This window comes from Rhodopseudomonas sp. BR0C11 (assembly GCF_010820945.1).
GTDB classification, from domain to species: domain Bacteria; phylum Pseudomonadota; class Alphaproteobacteria; order Rhizobiales; family Xanthobacteraceae; genus Rhodopseudomonas; species Rhodopseudomonas palustris_H.
In genome coordinates this window covers 1-8,430 of record NZ_QTKI01000203.1, presented here as the reverse complement: position 1 = coordinate 8,430, position 8,430 = coordinate 1, and the positions used below count along the sequence as shown (strand labels likewise).

At 66.9% G+C, this 8,430-nt stretch carries 8 protein-coding genes and 1 pseudogene; 3 read left to right on the top strand and 6 right to left on the bottom strand.

What is annotated here, in order from left to right:
• Positions 1-54: 54 nt before the first annotated feature.
• Positions 55-585, bottom strand: a complete 531-nt coding sequence (locus DYI24_RS15900; protein ID WP_502706349.1) for an invasion associated locus B family protein — start codon at positions 583-585, stop codon at positions 55-57.
• Between the two features lie 199 nt (positions 586-784).
• Positions 785-1,558 carry an SDR family NAD(P)-dependent oxidoreductase gene (locus DYI24_RS15895; protein WP_164572978.1) on the bottom strand — a complete coding sequence of 258 codons (774 nt, stop codon included), beginning with the start codon at positions 1,556-1,558 and terminating at the stop codon, positions 785-787.
• 257 nt (positions 1,559-1,815) lie between these two features.
• Here DYI24_RS15895 and DYI24_RS15890 point away from each other — a divergent pair, with 257 nt between their 5' ends.
• A complete protein-coding gene (locus DYI24_RS15890; RefSeq protein WP_107342626.1) occupies positions 1,816-2,790 on the top strand; it encodes an NADPH:quinone oxidoreductase family protein in 975 nt (324 codons plus the stop codon).
• A 61-nt stretch (positions 2,791-2,851) separates the two neighbouring features.
• On the opposite strand, the gene DYI24_RS15885 is transcribed toward DYI24_RS15890, so the two are convergent.
• Positions 2,852-4,987, bottom strand: coding sequence for a phytoene desaturase family protein (locus tag DYI24_RS15885; RefSeq protein WP_164572977.1), 2,136 nt, complete (start codon positions 4,985-4,987; stop codon positions 2,852-2,854).
• Between the two features lie 139 nt (positions 4,988-5,126).
• Between DYI24_RS15885 and DYI24_RS15880 the strand changes: the two genes are divergently transcribed.
• Positions 5,127-5,747: a TetR/AcrR family transcriptional regulator gene (locus DYI24_RS15880; protein ID WP_164572976.1), complete on the top strand. Its 621-nt coding sequence runs from the start codon at positions 5,127-5,129 to the stop codon at positions 5,745-5,747.
• A 20-nt stretch (positions 5,748-5,767) separates the two neighbouring features.
• Here DYI24_RS15880 and DYI24_RS15875 read toward each other — a convergent pair whose 3' ends face one another.
• Positions 5,768-6,142 (bottom strand): YkvA family protein, encoded by a 375-nt coding sequence (locus tag DYI24_RS15875; RefSeq protein WP_164572975.1) that lies wholly within the window; start codon positions 6,140-6,142, stop codon positions 5,768-5,770.
• Between the two features lie 85 nt (positions 6,143-6,227).
• Complete coding sequence (locus DYI24_RS15870) at positions 6,228-6,530, bottom strand: 4a-hydroxytetrahydrobiopterin dehydratase (RefSeq protein WP_164572974.1); 303 nt, start codon at positions 6,528-6,530, stop codon at positions 6,228-6,230.
• 129 nt (positions 6,531-6,659) lie between these two features.
• Between DYI24_RS15870 and DYI24_RS15865 the strand changes: the two genes are divergently transcribed.
• Positions 6,660-8,105, top strand: a complete 1,446-nt coding sequence (locus tag DYI24_RS15865; protein WP_164572973.1) for a TAXI family TRAP transporter solute-binding subunit — start codon at positions 6,660-6,662, stop codon at positions 8,103-8,105.
• Positions 8,106-8,108: 3 nt separating this feature from the next.
• Here the strand turns inward: DYI24_RS15865 and DYI24_RS15860 are convergent.
• Positions 8,109-8,430 (bottom strand): annotated as a pseudogene (locus DYI24_RS15860) (PepSY domain-containing protein); the annotation flags it as partial.

Below are 8,430 nucleotides of genomic sequence, written 5' to 3'. Positions count from 1 at the left end.
GCTTTACCGAACGGGGCGGCCGGCCTCAATAGCGGCGGCCCGCGGGGCGGGCTCTCAGCTGCCGCAGGCCTGCGCCACCTTGTCGAGCGCCTGGGCCAGCCCCTTCAGCGAAAACACGTCGGTGCTGGCGGTTCCCTTGGCCGAGACCCCCTTGACGGTGATTTCGGCGCCGCGGCGCATCGCCTCGACCAGGCGTTCTTCCTCGGCGGCGTTCTTGATCCAGATGCCGTCGCCCTGGGTGTACATTGCGAACGAGCTGCCGGCGACTTCGATGGCCGATTCCGAGCCCGGCTTCAGCGGATAGCCGACCATCACCGAGACCTCGTTGACCACCTTTTCGGACGGCCGGGTCGAGATGAACGCGTAGGCCGGATCGCGCGGCCGGTTCGGCGGAGTGGTCTTGGAGGAGGACGGCTTGGCCAGCGCGAAGCACACCTTCTTGCCGCCGGGCGCCGCCGTATAGGCGCCCCAGCTGCCGAACTGGCCGATCAGCGTCGGCTCCGCGCCGCCCGAGGCAGCCGCCGGCGTCGCGGCCGGTTTGCCCTTGGCTTCGCGCGCGACCGCAGCGTTGCCCGCCGCCACCATCAATGAACCCGCCAACGCGGCAATCAGCATTCGCCTCATGATCATGGGCAAGTCTGGTCCCTCATCATTGTGACTGCAAAATGGCTCGCGGGGGTCCGCTGATCACGACGCCCGGAATAGCCGGGACGGTCGATTCTGGAAAGCCGTCAACGGGCGTTGCTCACCGCCGATGTGGCCTCGGCATGTATCTGGCGTACCTTCAGGATTTGGTGCGTCCGGCCCGGTGCGCGGCCCATTGCTGATCGCTCCATTGCAGCAGGTCCTCGGCGCCGGAGCTGCGCAGATGGGTGCCGCCGTCCTGCACCACCATTTCGCCGGTGATGTAGCCGGCCTGATCGGAGATCGCCGGATCGGCGGCGCGTCCGTTCGGCCTGAGCTGCGCGGTCGCACCCGCGGTCGGAAAGGCACCGGGCGCGATCGCCACCAGGCGGATCTGTTTCGGCCCCCACTCCACCGCGAGGCTCTTGGTCATCGCCAGCACCGCCGACTTCGCCATCGCGGACGGCACCGTGAAGGCGCGGCCGGTGATCGTCGAGGTCGACAGGATGCTGAGCACGACGCCCGCGCGGCCGCCGTCGATCCAGCGCCGCCCGGCGCCGAGCGTGCAGTACATCGCGCCGTGCAGCGTCGGTGCCAGGATGGCATCCGCGGCGCGCGCCGACATTCGCTCGGTCTGCGCGATAAAGGTCGCGGCGGCATTGTTGATCAGCACGTCGAGCGGCGCCGAGCGCCAGATCTCGTCGAGCATGGTTTCGACCGCTTGCGGATCGCGCACGTCGCACACGATGGTGTCGACTTGGCTGCCGCGTGACCGGAGTTGCTCTGCAGTTTCTTGCAGCACCTCGGCGCGCCGTCCGCACAGCACCAGCGACGCACCGAGTTCGGCAAAGCGTGCCGCCATCGCAGCACCGAGCCCGGAACCGCCGCCGGTAATCAGAATCCGTTTGTTCGCGAGCAGCCCAGCCTCGAACATCGCGCACCTCCTTGATTAACCGCGAAGCGGAATTCGTGCGGACCTATGAACTCGTCATTGCCGGGCTTGACCCGGCAATCCATCAATCGCGCAAGAACTTCGATCGCGTTTGTTATGAAGAGTGATGGATGCCCGGATCAAGTCCGGGCATGACGACGTGTGTGAGGCGACGGCACGACTGGCCGAATCCGATTGTCCCTCGCGTGCAAATCCGGCAGAACGGCAGGCAATCACAAACCTCGCACCTGGGTGGATACATGAAGGCCATTCTCTGCCAGCAATATTGCGGTCCCGACGATCTCGTTTACGCCGACGTGCCCGATCCGGTCGCCGGCCCCGGTGAAGCGGTGATCGCGATCAAGGCGGCGGCGCTGAATTTCTTCGACATCCTGATGATCCAGGGCAAGTACCAGATCAAGCCGCCGTTCCCGTTCTCGCCGGGCGCGGAAGTCGCGGGCGTGATCGAAAGCGTCGGCGAAGGCGTCACCGACCTCAAGGTCGGCGATCGAGTGGTGGCGTCGTGCGGTCACAACGGCGCGCGCGAGAAGATCGCGCTGCCGGCGCAGATGATCGTCAAGATTCCCGACAATCTCGATTTCGATCGCGCTGCCGGCATCATCATCATCTACGGCACCGCGCTGCATGCGCTGGAGGACCGCGCCAGCCCGAAACCGGGCGAGACGCTCGCGGTGCTCGGCGCTGCCGGCGGCACCGGCCTCGCGGCGTGCGAACTCGGCAAGCTGATGGGCCTCAAAGTGATCGCCTGTGCCTCGTCGGAGGAGAAGCTGGCGTTCGCCAAGCAGCACGGCGCCGAGCTGACGCTGAACTACGCGACCGAAGATCTGAAAGAGGGTCTGAAGAAGCTGACCGGCGGCAAGGGCGTCGACATCATCTTCGATCCGGTCGGCGGAACGTACGCCGAGGCCGCGTTGCGCTCGATCGCCTGGGAAGGCCGCTTCCTGGTGATCGGCTTTGCGGCCGGCGACATTCCGAAGATGCCGCTCAACCTCGCGCTACTGAAGGGCTGCGATATCCGCGGCGTGTTCTGGGGCGCGTGGACGCGGCTCAATCCGGAAAAGAACCGCGCCAATCTCGAGAAGCTGGTGCAGTGGGCGGCCGAGGGCAAGATCTCCTCGCACGTCGATCGCACCTTCCCGCTCGCCCAAACCGCCGACGCGCTGAAGGTGCTCGCCGGCCGTCAGGCGATGGGTAAGGTGATCCTGCATCCGTGAGAATGCTGAACCCTAGGGTGGGTTAGCGCGCAGCGCGTAACCCGCCCTAGGAGTGATCGCGTTACGCCGGTATCAACTCCGGCGTCGTAGCCGCGGCGGGCTCGCTTGTGACCGGTCGCGTGCGCGCCAGCAGGCCGGGCAGCAGCGCTTCGGCGGCTTCGGCGCCCGATATCACCACGGCCTCGATGCCGGCGCCGATATTGCCGCCGCCGGCGATCACCAAATTGCGCAGCGGCGATTTCGAGCCTTTGAGCTGGCCGGCGCGCGACATGCCGTAGATCGAGCCGAAGCTCGCTCCGTCGTAGCGCGCGTAGGTCACCGGGCTGGCATCGGTGCGGTAGACGATGTGCTGCGACAGGTTCGGGATCACGGTTCCGGCCGCCGCGATCATGCGGTCGCCGAGTTCCTGCTTGCGGCGCAGATACGCCTCCGATCGCCGCCAGGATTTCCAGTCATGTTCGGGCTCAGGCGGAAACCAGCTTTTCGCCTCCGCGTGCGGCACCAGATGAATTAGCGACAGGATCGAGTGTCCGGCCGGCGCGGCCGTCGGGTCGAGCTTCGACATCATCGCCAGCCCGATCCGCATCGGCGCGTGCAGATGCACCGATGGGCGGATGTCCGGCACGCAGTCGAGCCCGAGATGCACGCTGAAGCAGGAGTTCGCCGGCGCCGCTTCGGTGATCCAGCGGCGGGCGCCCCGTGGCAGCGCCTCGGCCGGGACCAGGTCGAGTAGTGTGTGCTTGAGGTCGGCGTTGGAGATCACCGCGCGGGCCCGCACCGCCCTGCCGCTGCCGAGCACCACGCCGGCAGCCGCGTCATTCTCGATCAGGATGCGCGCCACCGGCGTCTTGAGCTTCACCTCGCCGCCGCGCGCCTCGATCGCCGCGACCAGCGCGTCGGAGACCGCGCTCGAGCCGCCGCGCGGATAGTAGCCACCGTGGAAGTAATAGCCGAAGATCGGCACCATCCGGGCACAGGTCGGCGGCTCGCTGCCATCACCGATATAGCCGGCGAGGCCGTTGATGAACGCCACCGCCGCGGGATCCTGGACATGCGTCGCGACCAGGTCGGCGAACGGCCTGTTCATCCAGCGATAGGCGTGCGGGTGATTGCGCGGAAACGCCAGCAGTTCATCGATGCTCGACGGCATCCCGGGTACGCCGCCGCGGCCGGCGGCGGTCGCAAACATGTCGTCGAAGATCGCCTTGATCTCGTTGAACAGCGCCGTGAGCCCGCTGGCGCTGCCGGGAAACCGCTCGCCGAGCAGCCTGACGTAGTCGCGCCAATCCGGCGGCACGTCGATCGCACCGGCCTCAGTGTGGAAACTGTGCGTCACCCGCTCCCAAATGATGCGATCGGCGACGCCGAGGCGCTGCAGCAGCGTGGCGAATGGCCCGCCCGGCTGGACGCCGGAGAAATCGTGCGGGCCGGCGTCGAACCGGTACAGCACCGGCCGGCCCTGATGATGCGCTTTGCGCAAGTAGGTATGGCAATAGCCGCCGGCGACGACGTGCTGCTCGAATACTTGCACTTTCAGCCCGGCGTCGGCGAGCAGCGCCGCCGCCGTCAGGCCGCCGATGCCCGACCCGATGATCACGACGTCGCAGTCCTGCCCCTCGGACGGCGTGAACGATGGTGCCGGCCAGCGATAGCTTTCCCGCGACGCCGCCATCCGGTTCAGGATCAGGTGAATGGCCAGCTTCGGTCCGAAGATCGAGATCAGCGCGCCGACGCTGACGATCGCGGTGATCACCTCGCCTGGCGCGGCGACATAACGGCAGGCGGCGATCGCGGCGAACAGCACCGCCCAGAGACCGGTGATCGCGGCGTTGACCAGGAAGAACTGCGGCGTCTCGGCGTTGTCCGGATGTGCGGCGCGCGAATAGTCCGACGTCCACGGCCGTCGGGCCGCCAGGCTGAGCGCGCTGACCGCTGCCAGCCCCGCAAACGACAGCCACAGTGCATTGGCGGCCGCGGTCGCCGGATCGATCAGGTGCAGGGTCGCGAGGCCCGTAAACAGCACCAGGCCGCCGGCTTCGAGCCCGAACAGTTCGCGCCGATAGGCCCGCCAGGCATTGCCCGCGAGCGACAGTGCGAGACCTGACCACATCGCCATGGCCGGCTGATGCAGCGCCAGCAACGCCCAGAACACCGCAAACGGAACCAGAACCAGTTTCACCGTCAGGAAGGTCTTCATGCTGCCTCCGGGGCTCAGGGCCGCCAAACACCGGCTTTGACGTCGGCCCGGCTTGCGGTACCTTTCGGTACCAGAACCTATCACGTCTGGTACCGAATGGTACCGGAATCTGTGCGCCACCCGGACAGATCGCTAAGCAATGGAAAAACAACAACAACCCGCGGACGACGCGCGCCGCGCCGCGATCCTGCAGGCCGCCTTCGATGTCTTCGTCGAGAAGGGGTTCGAGGCGGCCACCACCGCCGAGATCGTCCGCCGGGCTCGCACCTCGAAGCGGACGCTGTACGAGTTCTTCGCCAGCAAGCAGGAGATCCTGACGGCGCTGATCCGCTATGGCGCCGCCAAGATGCAGCCGTCGCCGGAGCTCCCGGAGCCGCAAAACCGGCAGCAATTTCTCGTCGTGCTCGAGCAATTCGGCCGGATCTTCCTCAGCGAGCTCTTACATCCCGAGCGGACTGCGATGTATCGGCTGGCGATCGCCGAAGCGGGACGCGGCGGCGGTTCGGTCGCGCGCGAGCTGGAAGCCAGCGGCCGGGCGCCGGTGACGCAGGCCGCGACCCGATTCTTCGAGCAAGCTGCGGACCGCGGCATCATCCGCTGCGGTGAGGTCTCGACGCTGATCAGCGTGTTCTTCTCAGTGCTGATCGGGATCGCGCCGCTGCAGGCCCTGCTCGGCGAGCCGCCGATCAGCACGGACGCGATGGCGCAGCGTGCCGCACTCGCCACGCGGGTTTTGGCGCGGATGCTCGAGCCGGCTTAAAGCAATTCGCAGGGGCGCCGTTACGCTTCTTCTTCCAGCCCGCGCTGCATCGCGGCGCGCGCGGCTTCGCGATGTTCCGGCGTGATGTTGCTTGCGACCATCCGCAGCGCGGTGGCGAGGATCGCGGCGTCGTCGGTGAAGCCCAGCACCGGCAGGAAATCGGGCAGGAAATCGAACGGCAGGATGAAGTAAGCGATCGCACCGAGCAGCGCGATCTGGACGTGCCGCGGCGTCTGCCGGTCGAATGCGCAGTAATACGCGGCCAGAATGTCTTCGACGAACGGCAGCCGGACCGCGACGCTTTTGATCTTGCGCCAGAACCGCCGGCGCACCTGTTCCGGATCTTGCGCCAAGCGGTCGGCAGGTTCGAACCCCACGCTGTGATCAGTCGTCATCGAAGCACTCCCGCGCGCGCGGCGGAACAATTGATTGGTCCCGCCGGATTTGGTGATCTGCCGGCGTGCTCGCAAGACTGCGCCGTCACTTCGCGCCGCACTGAGCGGCGATCGCGTCCATCGCCTTGGCAAGCCGGATGTCACGCTCGGTGACGCCGCCCGCATCATGAGTCGTCAGCACAACGTCCACCGTCCTGTAAACGTTGCGCCATTCGGGGTGATGATCGGCCTTTTCGGCGACCAGCGCGACCCGCGTCATGAAACCGAACGCTTCGCCAAAGTCCCGAAACTGATAGCTGCGGCTGATTGCCTCGCGGCCTTCCACCTCGCGCCAGCCGGTGAGATCCGCGAGCGCAGTCCGCCGTTCCACCTCAGATAATCGCTTCATGCCGTCTGTCTCCCAGTGCCCGTCGCCACAGCGCCACCATAATGCAGCCAAACCGCTCGGCTAGCGAAGCAGCAGGCGGCGGAACCGCATCCGCTGGGAACTGCTGAACGGGACGGGTTCGGATCACGGATGAGCAGCACGCAGCGATTGTCACGGCTGGCGGACGGTTCCGACTCCATGGAGACGATGCTGCAGCCGTCTTTGCGCTCGCCCTGGCGCCGGATGCTGTTGGTCGTGCTGGCGACGATCCTGTCGCTGATCGGGATCGCCAGCGCGGGTTATTACTTCGCGATGCGGCCCGTCACCCTGAAGATCGCAGTCGGGCCGCAGGCCGGCGACGATTACAAGCTGATCCAGGCGCTCGCTCAAGTGTTTGCGCGCGAGCGCAATACCGTTCGGTTGCGGCCGGTGGTGACCGACGGTCCGGCCGCGAGCGCTTTGGCGTTGAAGTCGGGCACGGTCGATCTCGCGGTGATCCGCGGCGACCTGCCGGTTCCGAAGCAGGCCCAGTCGGTGGCGGTTCTGCATAAAAACGTCGCGGTGCTGTGGGCGCCTGCCAGCACCGAGCCGAAAGGCAAACGCAAGGGCAGCAAGACCGCGGGCATCGCCGCCATCACCGATCTGACCGGCAAGCGGGTCGGCGTCGTCGGCCGCACCGAAGCCAACGCCGGTCTGCTCACCGTGATCCTGCAGCAATACGGCGTCGATCCGTCGAAAGTGCAGACGCTGGCGGTACCGGTGGCCGAAGTCGCCGACGCGGTCCGCACCGGCAAGGTGGATGCACTGCTGGCCGCCGGTCCGCTCAACAGCAAGATCATCGGCGATGCGGTGGCGGCAACCGCCCACACCGGGCGCGAACCGGTGTTCCTGTCGATCGAATCCTCCGAAGCGCTGGCAGCCAATCACCCGTCCTATGAGGCAGCGTCGATTCCGGCCGGCGCGTTCGGCGGCGCACCGGCGCGGCCGGACAACGAGATCAAGACCGTCAGCTTCTCGCACTACATCGTGGCGCGCGAAGGCGCCTCCGACACCACGATCGCGACCTTCACCGAGCAATTGTTCACCGCCCGCCAGATCGTGATGGGCGAAGTGCCGCTCGCCGCGAAGATCGAAACGCCCGACACCGACAAGGATGCGGTGATTCCGGTGCAGCCGGGCGCCGCCGCCTATGTGGACGGCGAAGAGAAGAGCTTCCTCGATCGCTACAGCGACCTGATCTGGTTCTCGCTGATGGGATTGTCGCTGATGGGGTCGGCCGGTGCGTGGTTCGCCAGTTTCCTGCGCAAGGATGAGCGCACCAGCACGGCGTCTCAGCGCGAGCGGCTGCTCGACATGCTGGCGACCGCGCGGCGCTGCAGTTCGGCCGAAGAACTCGACGCGATGCAGACCGAGGCCGACGCGATCCTGCGCGACACGCTGACGGCCTACGAGAACGGCGCGATCGACAGCGCGGCGCTGACCGCGTTCAGCATCGCGCTGGAGCAGTTCCACAACGCCGTCACCGACCGCAAGCTGCTGCTCGCCGACGTGACGTCGCTGCCACCGGTGCGTGGCGCCCGGCCGCAGGCGGTGTAGCGTTCAGCGCACCAGCCGCCGCCAGCCGATCACCACGCCGCTGACCGAGATCACCAGGCCGGCGAGAGACAACACGATCACCACCAGATCCCAGGCCGGCCGATACGCCAGCAGCACCGGGAAGTCGAAGCTGTGTGGCGCGTTGAACAGCCACCGATAGCTCCGCGCGCTGGTGTCGCTGCGCCCGAGCAGCTCACCGGTCGCGGGATCGAGGTGGAACCAGGTCGAGGCCGGATCGTCGAAGCCGACCCGGAGCACCGGCAGCACGCGCTGCCGATGGTGCTGGTACCAATAGGCGTCGTACCGTTCGAGCCGCTGCCGCAAC

What these genes read in the sequence shown, in the direction of transcription:
- DYI24_RS15900 (WP_502706349.1), bottom strand. Translation starts at nt 585, where the DNA reads ATGGTGGCGGCGGGCAACGCTGCGGTCGCGCGCGAAGCCAAGGGCAAA.
- DYI24_RS15895 (WP_164572978.1), bottom strand. Translation starts at nt 1,558, where the DNA reads ATGTTCGAGGCTGGGCTGCTCGCGAACAAACGGATTCTGATTACCGGC.
- DYI24_RS15890 (WP_107342626.1), top strand. Translation starts at nt 1,816, where the DNA reads ATGAAGGCCATTCTCTGCCAGCAATATTGCGGTCCCGACGATCTCGTT.
- DYI24_RS15885 (WP_164572977.1), bottom strand. Translation starts at nt 4,987, where the DNA reads ATGAAGACCTTCCTGACGGTGAAACTGGTTCTGGTTCCGTTTGCGGTG.
- DYI24_RS15880 (WP_164572976.1), top strand. Translation starts at nt 5,127, where the DNA reads ATGGAAAAACAACAACAACCCGCGGACGACGCGCGCCGCGCCGCGATC.
- DYI24_RS15875 (WP_164572975.1), bottom strand. Translation starts at nt 6,142, where the DNA reads ATGACGACTGATCACAGCGTGGGGTTCGAACCTGCCGACCGCTTGGCG.
- DYI24_RS15870 (WP_164572974.1), bottom strand. Translation starts at nt 6,530, where the DNA reads ATGAAGCGATTATCTGAGGTGGAACGGCGGACTGCGCTCGCGGATCTC.
- DYI24_RS15865 (WP_164572973.1), top strand. Translation starts at nt 6,660, where the DNA reads ATGAGCAGCACGCAGCGATTGTCACGGCTGGCGGACGGTTCCGACTCC.